The following is a 13,479-nucleotide window of genomic DNA, read 5'->3' on the forward strand; positions in this document are numbered from 1 at the left end:
TCCTCCTAAAATAGCAACTTGTAAGAGTGAGTATAAGGTGATTGTAGGGGGTTTGATAACATTTTTCAAATGAAATGTTTGTGAAAACGATTTCTTATTCTTTTTTTATTTTGTATGCCCTTTCTTACAGAACATTCTTTTATTTCAAACTGATTTATTATGTCATGAACCATTTGCATTTTCGTGCATTTTACTTTATGTGTAAAAAAACAATTGACAGAATACTCAATAAAGTTGTAAGATTATAAATGGAAAATAAATGAAGGGGGTGTGCGTAATGATTGTAATTGTAAATGTAATGAGCTTAGGTCTGTTAAATGGCAGAAAACATTTATATCATTACGCAACCCGTGCGGATATATAGGGCATCTTTGTCTTATAAAAAGCGTACGTTGCGTATATCGTAACGTACGCTTTTTATGCATTCCTGTGCATATCGTCAAGCGGCGGTATGCTTTTTTTTGTTTATTTTCCATATTCCTATATAAAACTTTGGAAGGTGGAAAAATGTGATGAGATTGTATGGGTTACGAAATGTAAATGTAATGGGTTTGGATAGTGGATAAAGAAATGAGAAGTAAACGAGAACGAGAAGGGAGAGGTTACATTGTTATCAGTATTACTAAAGTTAAAGTGGTTTTTTAAAGAGCACTGGAAGAGATATAGTATTGCCATTGGAGCTCTTTTAATTGTGAATATAGTTGAAGTGATTCCCCCGAAAGTGTTAGGGGTTACGATAGATAACATAAAAACAGGAACGTTATCAAACGAAGCTATTATACAGTCTATTCTTATTTTAATAGGGGTTACGATCGTTGGATATGGCCTCACTTTCGTATGGCAACATCAATTGTTTGGCGGTGCATTTGTACTTGAGAAAACGATGCGCTCTAAATTTATGGGTCATTTACTTAAGATGACGCCGACTTTTTATCAAAAAAATCGTACTGGCGACTTAATGGCGAGGGCAACGAATGATTTAAAAGCAATCGCTATGACAGCTGGTTTTGGTATATTAACGCTTGTAGATTCTAGTTTATACATGCTTACGATCGTTTTTATGATGGGATTTACAATTAGTTGGGAGCTTACATTTGCAGCGCTTATCCCGCTTCCAATTATGGCGTATGCGATGAATATATATGGAAAGAAATTGCATGAAAGATTTACCGTTGCGCAAGATGCGTTTGGTGATATGAACGATAAAGTGCTTGAATCAATCGCTGGTGTGCGCGTTATTCGTGCATACGTACAAGAGAATGCAGACGAGGAAAGATTTCATCATTTAGGAGATGACGTCTACGAAAAAAATATGAAGGTAGCGAGAATTGATGCATTATTCCAACCAACTGTGAAAATGCTTGTCGGTCTTAGTTATTTAATCGGTTTAGTGTACGGTGCATACCTTGTGTTCCAGTCAAAGGTGACGCTTGGTGAACTCGTTTCTTTTAACGTGTATTTAGGGATGATGATTTGGCCGATGTTTGCAATTGGTGAATTAATTAATGTTATGCAAAGAGGAAATGCTTCGCTTGACCGTGTGAATGAAACGTTAGCGTATGAGCCAGATGTAAAGAATCCGAAACATCCAAAGCTTGTGCAAGAGCCGGATTATATTCAGTTTGATGATGTGTCTTTCTCATATCCTTCATCAACTGAAGAAAATTTAAAAAAGGTTTCTTTCACATTAAAGCAAGGAGAAACGCTTGGGGTTGTCGGAAAAACAGGAAGTGGGAAAACGACGCTTATACGTCAACTTCTTCGTCAATATCCGCTTGGAGATGGAGATATTGCAGTTTCTGATGTGACATTAGATAAAATAACGAATGAAAATGTACTCGGGTGGATTGGCTATGTACCGCAGGAGCATATTTTGTTCTCAAAAACAGCGCGAGAAAATATTTTATTCGGAAATAGGGAAGCGACTGAAGACGAACTCGAGAAAGCGATTGAAATTGCGGCGTTTAAAAAGGATTTAGAGTTTTTATCAGAAGGGTTAGAAACGCTCGTTGGAGAGAAAGGTGTTTCTTTATCAGGAGGGCAAAAACAAAGGATCTCGATTGCACGAGCTGTTATTCAAAATCCAGAAATTTTAATTTTGGATGATTCTTTATCAGCTGTAGATGCTCGTACGGAAGCAGCGATCATTGAAAATATAAGAACAGAAAGAAGCGGAAAGACGACGATTATTACGACGCATCGTTTATCTGCAGTGCAACATGCGGATTGGATTCTCGTTATGGACGAAGGTGAAGTAATGGAAGAAGGTACACATGCTCAGCTTATCCAAAAGGGAGGCTGGTATGCTGAACAGTTTGAAAGACAACAAGGTGAAAGTGAAAGTGCGGATAGTGGGGTGAAAATATGAGCGTTTCAAAACGATTGTTTCAATACGCGATGAAAGTGAAAGGGACGATTTTTGCAGCGATGCTGATGTTATTAATTTTCGTCATTGCAGAGCTTGCTGGTCCTTTCGTCGCTAAAACGATGATTGATGATCATATCGTCGGGATAGAGAAACCTTGGTATGAAACAGAAAAGAGTGAAGAAGCTGTTTCATATAATGGCGCGTTTTATAAGCGAAGTGATCGCTTTGAACAAGGCGAGACAAAAGGTAAAGAAGTACGCGTAATGCAAGTCGGTTTTCAATATTACTTTGTACCGAATAAAGTGAATATTGAAGGATCACGTACTGTAAAAGGAGATATGATTACCGTTCAAAATGGTAAGGCGGTGCAAGTGTATAAAGCGAAGGCATTAACGAAAGAAGAAGTGTTTGCGTTTTATAAACCAGAAATAAACCGTCTATTATTACTTGGTGGTGGCTATTTCGCTTTATTAGTAGTCGTATCATTATTTGCATACGGAAAGCAGTTCTTTTTGCAGAAGGCAGCGAACAAAATTATTCAAATTATGAGGGAGGATGTTTTCTCTCATATTCAAACGTTGCCAATTCGGTACTTTGATCATTTACCGGCAGGGAAAATTGTTTCGCGTGTGACGAATGATACAGAGGCCATTCGTGATTTATATGTAACGGTGCTGGCAACATTCGTTTCTAGTATCATCTATATTATTGGGATATTCGCTGCGCTATTTTTATTAGATGTGAAGCTCGCTTCATTATGTTTATTAATTATCCCAATTTTAATTGTTTGGGCGATTCTTTATAGAAAATATGCGTCTGTATATAATCATAAAATGCGCTCTCGTTTATCTGATATTAATGGAACGGTGAATGAATCCATTCAAGGGATGCCGATTATTCAAGCGTTCCGTCAAGAGCGTGAAACGAAAAAAGAGTTTGAAGAATTAAATGGCGATTATTTTAAGTATCAAAATAAAATTTTAAATTTAAATGCAGCAACTTCACACAATTTGGTATCCGTATTAAAAAATATCGCTTTCACAGGAGTGATTTGGTATTTCGGCGGTGCGTCATTAAGTGCTACAGGTATTATTTCACTTGGGGTACTGTATGCGTTCGTCGATTATTTAACACGATTATTCTCGCCAATTACGAATATGGTGAACCAGCTTGCCAACTTAGAGCAAGCGCGCGTTGCATCAGAACGTGTCTTTGAATTGTTAGAGGAAAAAGGGGAAGCGGTAGAAGAAGAACGTATGCCTCGTTTAAAAGGAAATGTGAAATTTGATAATGTATCATTTTCTTATAATGGAAAAGATGAAGTGTTAAAAAATATTTCTTTTGAAGCGAAACAAGGCGAGACAGTGGCACTTGTCGGTCATACTGGATCAGGAAAAAGTTCTATCATGAATGTACTCTTTCAATTTTATGAGTTTGAAAAAGGAAAGCTTACGATTGATGGTCACGATGTAAGAGAAATGCCGAAACAAGCAACTCGTGAGCATATGGGAATCGTATTGCAAGACCCGTTTCTTTTTAGCGGGACGGTCGCTTCCAATGTAAGCTTAGAGAACGAAAAAATTTCAAAAGAGCGTATTGTAAAGGCGTTACGTGATGTTGGTGCTGAAAGATTTGCAAACAATATAAATGAAGAAATTACAGAAAAGGGAAGTACGCTTTCCACTGGAGAACGTCAGCTTATTTCATTTGCTAGGGCACTTGCTTTTGATCCAGCTATCTTAATTTTAGATGAAGCAACGTCTAGTATTGATACAGAAACAGAGGCGATGATTCAACAAGCACTAGAAGTTGTGAAAAAAGGAAGAACGACATTTATTATTGCTCACCGTCTTTCAACAATTAAAAGTGCGGATCAAATTATTGTACTCGATAGAGGAACAATCTTAGAAAAAGGCTCTCATGATGAATTGATGAAAAAGCGTGGGCGTTATTACGATATGTACAAAACGCAAATGGAAGGAAACCAGAGCGCTTAATGCGGGGAAGAACTTGCGATTGTCGCAAGTTCTTTTTTGTTGGCAAAATGTCGGCGATAAAGGTACATAATTAAGAAGTATTATTTTACCTTTCCTACAATTGATGCTATATTAAAAAATGTTACTTATTTTTTGTATGTATCGTTATTTTTCCCTTTTGTTTGATTATGAAGAAAAAGGATAAACTAAATAAGAACATTTTCATTGAAAAATTGTTCAAGATTGCATACAATCAATATAGTTTTTAAATTCCTATCAGAATACTTGGAGGATTACAATCATGAAGAAATTATTTTCAGTGCTTGCAGTAACTACATTAGCGATCGGGATTGTAGCCGGCTGCGGTAAAGAAGAGAAAAAAGATACAGCTAGTCAAGACGCGTTACAAAAGATTAAACAAAGCGGTGAACTTGTAATTGGTACAGAAGGTACATACCCACCATTTACGTTCCACGATTCAAGCAATAAATTAACTGGATTTGATGTTGAACTATCAGAAGAAGTTGCAAAACGTTTAGGTGTAAAACCTGTATTTAAAGAAACACAATGGGATAGCTTACTTGCTGGTCTTGATGCAAAACGTTTCGATATGGTTGCAAACGAAGTTGGTATTCGTGAAGATCGTCAAAAGAAATACGATTTCTCTAAGCCATACGTTTCATCTTCAGCGGCATTAGTTATTGCAAAAGATAAAGATAAGCCTGCTACATTTGCTGATGTAAAAGGACTAAAAGGAGCACAATCTTTAACGAGTAACTATGCAGATATCGCTAAGAAAAATGGTGCGGAAATTATTGGTGTAGAAGGATTTAGCCAAGCAGCAGAATTATTAGCTTCAGGACGCGTTGATTTTACAATTAATGATAAGTTATCAGTATTAAATTATTTAGAAACGAAAAAAGATGCGAAAATTAAAATTGTAGATACTGAAAAAGAAGCTTCAGAAAGTGGATTCTTATTCCGTAAAGGTAGCGATAAGCTTGTACAAGAAGTAGATAAAGCGTTAGAAGATATGAAAAAAGACGGTACGTATGACAAAATAACGAAAAAATGGTTCGGTGAAAATGTATCTAAGTAGTGCATTGGTTTCAGATCGATTGTCTACTTGGATAGATATTATGCAGACTTCCTTCATGCCTATGCTGAAGGAAGCTGTTTTTACAACAATTCCATTAACGCTTATTACATTTATTATCGGGATTATACTGGCAACGTTAACAGCGCTCGCACGTATTTCTGGTAGTCGTATTTTACAATGGATTGCTCGTATCTATGTATCTATCATTCGCGGAACGCCACTTCTTGTACAATTATTTATTATTTTCTATGGACTTCCAACTCTTAATATTGAAGTTGAGCCATATACAGCAGCAGTTGTTGGATTTTCATTAAATGTCGGTGCATATGCATCGGAAATTATTCGTGCTTCTATCCTTTCCATTCCGAAAGGGCAGTGGGAAGCAGCTTACACAATTGGGATGACATACCCGCAAGCGTTAAAACGTGTTATTTTACCACAAGCAACGCGTGTATCAATCCCGCCGCTTTCGAATACATTTATTAGCTTAGTGAAGGATACTTCATTAGCATCGTTAATTTTAGTAACAGAAATGTTCCGAAAAGCGCAGGAAATTGCGGCAATGAACTATGAGTTTTTAATTGTTTATTTCGAAGCAGGTCTTATTTATTGGGTTATTTGTTTCTTATTATCAATCGTACAACAGATGTTAGAAAAGCGTTCAGAACGCTATACGTTAAAATAATCCTTTTACAAAAGGAGTTTTTGTTTTTATGATTTCAATTCAGCACTTACAAAAAAGTTTCGGAGATAATACCGTACTAAAGCATATAGATTTATCAGTTGAGAAGGGCGAGGTTGTTGTTATTATTGGGCCGTCTGGATCTGGTAAAACGACATTCTTGCGTTGTCTCAACGTACTAGAAACACCGGATGCTGGTAATATTAGCATCGGTAATAAAGAGCTTAATTTCGCTCAAAAAGTATCGAAGAAAGATATTGTAAATCTTCGTACACAAACAGGTATGGTCTTCCAGCACCATAACTTATTCCCTCATTTAACAGCACTTCAGAATGTAATGGAAGGGCTCATTACAGTGAAAAAAGTAGGGAAAGAAGAAGCAAAGAAAAAAGCAAACTATTTCCTTGAAAAAGTTGGTTTAGCAGATAAAGTGGATTTATATCCATTCCAATTATCAGGTGGACAACAACAGCGCGTTGGAATTGCGCGTGCGCTTGCGATGGAGCCAGAAGTGTTACTATTTGATGAGCCGACTTCAGCGCTTGATCCTGAACTCGTTCAAGAAGTTTTGAAAGTAATGAAAGAACTTGCTAAAGAAGGCATGACGATGGTTATTGTAACGCACGAAATGCGTTTTGCACATCAAATTGCCAACCGTGTTATTTTCATGGATGGTGGTGTCGTTGTCGAACAAGGTACACCAGAAGAAGTATTTACAAATCCAAAAGAAGAACGTACGAAGAAGTTTTTACAAATGTTGCAATAAATTAAGGAAGGTCTCAAGGCATATGCCTTGAGACCTTTTTGCCATATATATTTATTTGTGGAATCCGCCAAGGCTTTGCTCAGCCATTGCAACTAGACGTTTTGTAATTTCTCCACCAACTGAACCGTTAGCGCGAGCCGTAGAATCTGCTCCTAATTGTACACCAAATTCTTGAGCGATTTCGTACTTCATTTGATCGATTGCAGCTGTTGCACCTGGTACTACTAATTGATTTGAAGAATTTTGGTTTGCCATAGGAATATATCCTCCTTAGAGTTATAAAAATTTTTTTTGGTTGGACTAGCTGGAGTTGAACCAGATTATCGCCCCGGTTGGCGCTAATCCATCGGTAATTAAGTTTGTACTCATAGTATGGATGTTACCTAGAAAGATATACAAAATAATAATTTGTAAATTTTGTCAAAAAAACGTATTGATTTCGTAAATTATGAAATAAGAGTAATCGTTGTATTTTTAAGAAAACAGGCCAAACTAAGGAGGATATTAAATATAATTTTCTCATTGTAGCCTGCTACTTGTAGGCTAATTATTAGCTTCTTATTTATGATTTATTGAAATGAAATCGGTAGCGACTTCATAGTTCTATTTTTAAGTAGGGATGGAGTGACCGCTCCTATGCATGGGTAGGTGCTCTCTTCAATCTAAAAAAGAGAGGCTTTAAACGATAACGTATGGAGGAATCATGATGGGGATTTGCCCGCTTTGCAACGCATTAGAATCACAAACATATTCTTGTCAAAATTGCCAAAGTATACTCCAAGATTATGGGAAGTCTGTAGATTACATAGACGATTATAGTGCCTATATGGATCAAGAATTATTAAGTGCAGTAGATGGTTTAACGCATAATAATTCAAATGAATATTGCAATCATATTTTTTATTGCGGAGTATGTAACGTGGAAACTGAGGTTGTAGTGAAACTTGTGTAAATAGAAAACTTCCACCTTATTATCTAGGTGGAAGTTTTTGTTTTTGTATTTGTGAGTGAATCATAGGAGAAGGGATATGTTCGGTGTTTGATGAAGTCCCTGATTTTATTTGAGACATTTTTTCTTTTGTATCACGTAAAGAATGTTCAGTTAAGTAGACGGCATATTCGTAAAATAATTGGCGCGTCATTTCACTTTGTTCTTTTAATTTTTCATCTTGGAATACAGTTCGCCCAGGTTTAGAGTTAGCTTCAAAGAGCCACGGATTTTCCTTTGTGTCTAAACCGATATCAAAACCGATTTCTCCAATATTTCCGGTTACTTGTTCATCGAGCGCGTAACTTATTTGTAAGGCAGTATGTTTTAATTTATTTTCAATTTGAACTTGTTTCGTTGAATCTGGAAAAAGCTCTTGTAGCAATTTTGTATCACCGCCGCTATTTACGTGCGTTGTTAAACTGCCTTTGCCGGCGATTTTGGCGACGATTGCACTAACTATCCAATTACCGAAATGGTTTTTATTTGTATGAATGCGGAAATCAACAGGTTGCCCATCGAAGCGAAGTAATGAAATACCTTGCTGTACGATAAACTTTTTTAAATCATGTCCTTTTAATACGTGGTTTAGAAGAGTTTCTAATGATTGATACTTTCTCAGTTTATTTTTTTCATTTTCGCGATAACGACAGTAGTAGCAATTCTCTGTTTGAGAATAAAATATTTGATGAATATTTCTACCAAAGCTCCCGTGTATTGGTTTCATGTACACAGATTTATACGTGCCAAGAAACCGTTCTACTTGTTCAAAATGCTGAAATGCTTCTGTGTTTGGTAATAAGTGTCTAATTGATTCGTCTTTTATAAGAAGTTGATGAACGTCCCATTTATTGAAAAATCCTGGGTTAAACCATGGAATGGAGTAGTCATGTTCTAACTTTCTTTTTGCTCTGACGATCGGTTTGTAATTTTCTGCTTGTCGATTCGGTAATCGATCGTAAATAACATTTGGTAAAGGGACCTTTTTCTTTATCCATTGTTTCTCTTGAAAGAAATATCCTTCAATCGTTTCTTCTTCCCAGTTTATATGCTGAACGCCAAAGACGAATACGAACGGTCGTAATGAGAATGGTGGTGTTAACAACTCACTGAGAGCAATTGAACGATTTCCTAAAGGGTTAGAAGAATCATCGTTAAAGCCAGTTGTAAAAATGCCGATTAATGGTCCGAAAATAATTGTTTGGTTTTGTGTGAATGCATGAATAGTAGTGGATTGAGGTAGTAAAAGTTTTTCGGCAATATGTTTTCCGATAATAATTTCGCGAGTAAAGGAATAATGAATTTTCACCTCTTCACTTGCAATGTGACGTATACCGAAGGAGAGGGATGTAATAGGTGGCGTAATAGAAAAAACGTAAGGTAAAGTAATACTATTTGGATGTTCATCTGAAATGTTTAATGTATATATATGTTCTTTCAAAATAGGTTTACCTCCTTTCATTATGGTGTAAAGCGACTGAATTTAAGTGGTCCGTGAAATATCTTTTCAGCTAATGAATCACTATGACGAATGTATTGTTCGTAAGGGGGAATTGTGTTGACATACATAAGCCAAATTGCGCCTTTTTGATCCATAATTGTGGAAAGTTCTAGTTCAAATAACGAAGAATAAGACTGATCTAGTGTTTGGAATACTTCATTTACAATGTCGTGTAAAGCATCTTGCAATAGTTGCACACCCGTACTAGATAGTACGTATTTAATTTTTGAAAATGAATGTAATGAATCATCGTCCGTTGTTGAGGGTAAAAGTTGATTAGGAAATGAGCTTTTTTGTATAAATTGACCTATAACATTCCAGGTTTGTTCTTTGTTTTTTTGCAAAATGGTTCGAATGTGGAGTGGATATGTTAATTGGTTTGGTGGTTGTAGCATAGTGTGTGCTATGTAACGGGATGAACGTATGTTAGATTTACACCAAGATATAAATTCGTCTGTCCGTTTGTTTGTAATAGAAGTATGGTATTTTTCATTTACTGTATCGATATGAAACGTTTTATTTTTGTAAGCAATTCGATATAAGTTATCCTTAGAATGTATATTAGTGGGGCGTATAATAATATCTTTAGTTTTTAACAACAGTTTGAAAATGTTTTGTATCGTTGCAATTTCAAATTTTGGTATATAAGGAGACAGTTTTTTATTAGTGAGAAATAAATCATGTAGTTCACTTAAATTAATAAGTGTGTTATTTAAAAAGGTAGTGGAAGGACGATTGTGCAAAGAGTGAATAATTGATTTTGCTTTTTCAAAGTCTGTTTCCTCGTGAAAAGAATAACGATCATATATATAAGAAGGAATAGGGAATGTTTGCTCTTTCCATTTTCCTGTATCTGTATCGTAAATAAGACCAGAAATAAGGTCTGTTTTAGAATCAATACAAAATGGCGTAAACTGGGCAACGACATTATGATAAAGCCGAGCGCGTTTAGCGATTTCGGTGTAATACGTTTGTTCGTAATGAAGTTTAGAAGCTAAAAGACCGAGAACCAACGAAATCACTCCTTTACTACTATTTGCATAATAGGCGAAGCTATATATTGCAAATACGTTTTTATACCATTATACTTTTGTCCGTATGATGATATGCTATAGTTTTGGAGAAGTGAAAGGTTGATTGTAATGAATATATGGTTAAATATGTTAACGACGACAGGACTCGGAGCAATTATTGGGGGATATACGAATCATTTAGCGATAAAAATGTTATTTCGTCCTCATCGTCCTATTTATATCGGAAAGTTTCAAGTTCCATTTACACCAGGGTTAATTCCGAAGCGTCGTGATGAACTTGCTGTTCAATTAGGAAATATGGTTGTAGAACATTTGTTAACACCAGAAGGAATTGGAAAAAAGCTAACAAATGAAGAGTTTCAAAAAGGTTTAATTCACTGGGCGCAAGTGGAAGTGGATAAAGTAATTACGAATGAACAATCACTGCGACATATGTTAGAAAAATGGAATGTAGCGCATGTAGAAGAAGAAGCGACTCGAAAAATCGAACATGTTATTACAGAAAAAATTCATGCATTTTTAGCAGAGTATTATACATATACATGGGAACAGGCTTTACCTCATTCTGTAAATGAAAAAGTAGAGAATGCGATTCCGAATGTCTCGGCGTTTATTTTAGAGCGAGGAATTAGCTTTTTTGAAAGTGAAGAAGGGAAAGCACGTCTTTCAAAAATGATTGATGATTTCTTTGCTTCTCGCGGAACGCTACTTAACTTAGTCGGAATGTTTTTAGGAAATGTAAGTGTAGTGGATCGTGTGCAGCCAGAAGTTATTAAGTTTTTAGGTCAAGATGGTACAAAGCAGCTTTTAACTGACGTACTGCAAAAAGAGTGGGAAAAGTTAAAAGGAAGAGATGTAAAAGAATTAGAAGCATTTGTAGAGAAAGAAATGATTGTAAGCTCCGTGCTGTCAGCAGTTAAAGTAGAGGAAACAGTGAGTAAGTTTTTAAATCAATCTGTTCAGCAAGTATGTGAGCCGGTTCGAGAAACAATTATTGAAAAAGTGGTTCCGAGTGCAGTAAAGAAAGGCTTGAAGTGGGGAACAGAAAACGTAGAGAGTATACTAAATAATCTACACCTTGCGGAAATTGTTCAGCAAGAAGTGTCTACATTCTCAACAGAAAGATTAGAAGACTTAGTTCTGTCTATTACGAAAAACGAATTGAAAATGATTACGTATTTAGGAGCATTATTAGGTGGAATGATCGGTCTCATGCAAGGATTGTTACTATTGTTTCTTAGATAATAAGGTGAGTACATAGAAATAAAAGTGAAATTTCTTCACATCTCTTGCATAGTTTGATATGGTAAGAAGAGGTGCGTATGTAAATGCACTGAAAAGGCAGTGCGTATGAAAAGCGCTAGCCTTCTAAAGGAGGAAAAATAAAATGACAAAGAACATTCATGATGTTGCATATGAATTACAAAAAGCAATCGCTGAAAACGAAGACTTCAAAACTTTAAAAGAGAGCTACGCAGCAGTTCAAGCTGACACAGCTTCAAAGAATTTATTCGATGAGTTCCGTACAATGCAACTTAGCCTACAACAAAAAATGATGCAAGGCCAAGAAATCACTGAAGAAGACAACCAACAAGCACAAGAAGTTGTAGCTCGCATTCAACAAGATGCTAAAATTACAAAATTAATGGAAACTGAGCAACGCCTAAACGTTGTAATCGGTGACGTTAACAAAATTATCATGAAGCCACTTGAAGAATTATATAGCGCGCAACAACAAGCTTAATAGTGGAAGACGCTCCTAGTTTAGGAGTGTCTTTTTTGTTTAGGGAATTTAATAGTTATACCACAAAAACTCCCTTTCAAAATAGCCATTTCTTATTGGTTATTTTGAAAGGGGTATGTAATACATCTGTTAATTTTTTTTATTGCTGTTAATTGAAGTTTTAATATTTTTTTCGTTCAAAAACTTTTCAATTTCTTTTTGCTTCCTACCATTAACTTTCTCAAAGCGCTTTGTAAAAGAAAAATCGGTTTTGAATAAGTTACCATCTTGGGCGAGTTTGTCTAATTCTTGATCTAGTTCTACGAAAATAGCCGTAGATGATGACATAAATTCATAGATTTCTTTTGAAGGTTTTTTATAATCATTAGGTAAATTATTATTACTAATAAACTCATGGAAATTCATATCGTTTTGTTTCGCTAAATCAATTAGTTTTTGTAAATTTTCTTGGTCAGATTCTGTGAAATTCTTATCAGAATTTGTTGAAGCGAGAGGGATAATATTTTCAGATAACTCCCAACTATAATCTATATAATTTTTTATATTTTGTTTCATTTCGTCTTCATTAATAGTTTCATTTTTCTTTGAGGAACTAAATATATTTTCTGGAACTTTAATAGCAACATCTTTAATAGATTGTACATCGTTTTCTTCCTTAGGTTGTACACTGTTTGAACAAGCTGATAGAAATAAAATTGTAAGTAACGTGAGTAGGTATAAAATATACTTTTTCATATTAATCTCCTTTTACATTCATTAGTATCTTTGTAAAATAGCTAAATTCCATTTTAAATACTTAACTAAAAGTGAGTATATATGTTTTATCATTTGATAAGATATGACGGATATTAGTAAGCCGATGCAAAAGGCTATGAATACATTGTAAACATCGGAATAACTGATTTGATGAAACCCTTTAAAGAATCCTAATCCTATTAATAAGATAGGTGAAATAATTAATAACGGAGTGGCAATTATAAGTGCTAGAAGAAGCGGTAATAGAAAGAGTAATAGGAAAAAGGCGATAATGATACATATAAAGTTTAAAACACTTAAGCTCATAACAGAAAACAGTGCTGTCATAATATTTTTTAGGCTGCGCCTATTGTCAGCGTTACTTATTACATATGAAATATTAAGTTCTTTAGCGATAGTTTTAGGGTTTCCTAGCTTTTTAGAAATTTCCTCTTCAGATATTCCATCTTGTTTACCACTAATAAAATGAGTTTCGTACTCCGAGATAATATCCTCTTTTTCTAAATTAGGCATATTCCGTAGGGAAGAACTAAGTTGCTCTAAAAATTCATTTTTGTTCATAACA

Annotated in this window: 13 protein-coding genes; 8 read left to right on the forward strand and 5 right to left on the reverse strand. The window is 35.2% G+C overall.

Annotated elements, in window-relative coordinates; genetic code table 11:
- Positions 1-607 precede the first annotated feature (607 nt).
- The 5 genes from OXT04_RS19000 to OXT04_RS19020 all read left to right on the forward strand — a co-directional run bounded on the left by OXT04_RS19000 (position 608) and on the right by OXT04_RS19020 (position 6,891).
- Entirely contained in the window at positions 608-2,368 is a 1,761-nt protein-coding gene (locus OXT04_RS19000; protein ID WP_098256994.1) for an ABC transporter ATP-binding protein, read from the forward strand.
- Positions 2,365-4,365: an ABC transporter ATP-binding protein gene (locus tag OXT04_RS19005; protein ID WP_267416666.1), complete on the forward strand. Its 2,001-nt coding sequence runs from the start codon at positions 2,365-2,367 to the stop codon at positions 4,363-4,365. Before OXT04_RS19000 ends, OXT04_RS19005 begins: the two co-directional genes overlap by 4 nt.
- 280 nt (positions 4,366-4,645) lie before the next feature.
- The gene (locus OXT04_RS19010; protein WP_000732856.1) at positions 4,646-5,443 is read left to right on the forward strand and encodes an amino acid ABC transporter substrate-binding protein; all 798 of its coding nucleotides are present in this window, start codon (positions 4,646-4,648) and stop codon (positions 5,441-5,443) included.
- Positions 5,430-6,128, forward strand: coding sequence for an amino acid ABC transporter permease (locus OXT04_RS19015; protein WP_000281499.1), 699 nt, complete (start codon positions 5,430-5,432; stop codon positions 6,126-6,128). Before OXT04_RS19010 ends, OXT04_RS19015 begins: the two co-directional genes overlap by 14 nt.
- Positions 6,129-6,156: 28 nt before the next feature.
- Entirely contained in the window at positions 6,157-6,891 is a 735-nt protein-coding gene (locus OXT04_RS19020; protein WP_000623591.1) for an amino acid ABC transporter ATP-binding protein, read from the forward strand.
- Positions 6,892-6,942: 51 nt separating this feature from the next.
- Here OXT04_RS19020 and sasP read toward each other — a convergent pair whose 3' ends face one another.
- Positions 6,943-7,146 (reverse strand): small acid-soluble spore protein, SasP family, encoded by a 204-nt coding sequence (sasP, locus tag OXT04_RS19025; protein WP_000013338.1) that lies wholly within the window; start codon positions 7,144-7,146, stop codon positions 6,943-6,945.
- A gap of 451 nt (positions 7,147-7,597) precedes the next feature.
- Here sasP and OXT04_RS19030 point away from each other — a divergent pair, with 451 nt between their 5' ends.
- Entirely contained in the window at positions 7,598-7,843 is a 246-nt protein-coding gene (locus OXT04_RS19030) for a hypothetical protein (RefSeq protein WP_000510474.1), read from the forward strand.
- A gap of 19 nt (positions 7,844-7,862) precedes the next feature.
- Here the strand turns inward: OXT04_RS19030 and OXT04_RS19035 are convergent, their stop codons facing one another.
- Positions 7,863-9,320, reverse strand: coding sequence for a YheC/YheD family endospore coat-associated protein (locus OXT04_RS19035; protein WP_000658097.1), 1,458 nt, complete (start codon positions 9,318-9,320; stop codon positions 7,863-7,865).
- A 20-nt stretch (positions 9,321-9,340) separates the two neighbouring features.
- Positions 9,341-10,393: a YheC/YheD family endospore coat-associated protein gene (locus OXT04_RS19040; RefSeq protein ID WP_016513646.1), complete on the reverse strand. Its 1,053-nt coding sequence runs from the start codon at positions 10,391-10,393 to the stop codon at positions 9,341-9,343.
- Between the two features lie 129 nt (positions 10,394-10,522).
- On the opposite strand from OXT04_RS19040, the gene OXT04_RS19045 reads away from it, so the two are divergent.
- Entirely contained in the window at positions 10,523-11,659 is a 1,137-nt protein-coding gene (locus OXT04_RS19045; protein WP_029948477.1) for a DUF445 domain-containing protein, read from the forward strand.
- A 142-nt stretch (positions 11,660-11,801) separates the two neighbouring features.
- The gene (locus OXT04_RS19050; protein ID WP_000164614.1) at positions 11,802-12,158 is read left to right on the forward strand and encodes a YlbF/YmcA family competence regulator; all 357 of its coding nucleotides are present in this window, start codon (positions 11,802-11,804) and stop codon (positions 12,156-12,158) included.
- Between the two features lie 129 nt (positions 12,159-12,287).
- Here OXT04_RS19050 and OXT04_RS19055 read toward each other — a convergent pair whose 3' ends face one another.
- Entirely contained in the window at positions 12,288-12,893 is a 606-nt protein-coding gene (locus OXT04_RS19055; protein ID WP_065228364.1) for an NDxxF motif lipoprotein, read from the reverse strand.
- Positions 12,894-12,914: 21 nt separating this feature from the next.
- The gene (locus OXT04_RS19060) at positions 12,915-13,475 is read right to left on the reverse strand and encodes an HAAS signaling domain-containing protein (protein WP_001038638.1); all 561 of its coding nucleotides are present in this window, start codon (positions 13,473-13,475) and stop codon (positions 12,915-12,917) included.
- Positions 13,476-13,479 lie beyond the last annotated feature (4 nt).

The sequence above is a fragment of the Bacillus sp. GC_Bacil_1 genome (genome assembly GCF_026540675.1).
GTDB lineage: Bacteria > Bacillota > Bacilli > Bacillales > Bacillaceae_G > Bacillus_A > Bacillus_A cereus.

What these genes read in the sequence shown, in the direction of transcription:
- OXT04_RS19050 (WP_000164614.1), top strand. Translation starts at nt 11,802, where the DNA reads ATGACAAAGAACATTCATGATGTTGCATATGAATTACAAAAAGCAATC.
- OXT04_RS19060 (WP_001038638.1), bottom strand. Translation starts at nt 13,475, where the DNA reads ATGAACAAAAATGAATTTTTAGAGCAACTTAGTTCTTCCCTACGGAAT.
- OXT04_RS19010 (WP_000732856.1), top strand. Translation starts at nt 4,646, where the DNA reads ATGAAGAAATTATTTTCAGTGCTTGCAGTAACTACATTAGCGATCGGG.
- OXT04_RS19005 (WP_267416666.1), top strand. Translation starts at nt 2,365, where the DNA reads ATGAGCGTTTCAAAACGATTGTTTCAATACGCGATGAAAGTGAAAGGG.
- OXT04_RS19030 (WP_000510474.1), top strand. Translation starts at nt 7,598, where the DNA reads ATGGGGATTTGCCCGCTTTGCAACGCATTAGAATCACAAACATATTCT.
- OXT04_RS19055 (WP_065228364.1), bottom strand. Translation starts at nt 12,893, where the DNA reads ATGAAAAAGTATATTTTATACCTACTCACGTTACTTACAATTTTATTT.
- OXT04_RS19045 (WP_029948477.1), top strand. Translation starts at nt 10,523, where the DNA reads ATGAATATATGGTTAAATATGTTAACGACGACAGGACTCGGAGCAATT.
- OXT04_RS19015 (WP_000281499.1), top strand. Translation starts at nt 5,430, where the DNA reads ATGTATCTAAGTAGTGCATTGGTTTCAGATCGATTGTCTACTTGGATA.
- OXT04_RS19020 (WP_000623591.1), top strand. Translation starts at nt 6,157, where the DNA reads ATGATTTCAATTCAGCACTTACAAAAAAGTTTCGGAGATAATACCGTA.
- sasP (WP_000013338.1), bottom strand. Translation starts at nt 7,146, where the DNA reads ATGGCAAACCAAAATTCTTCAAATCAATTAGTAGTACCAGGTGCAACA.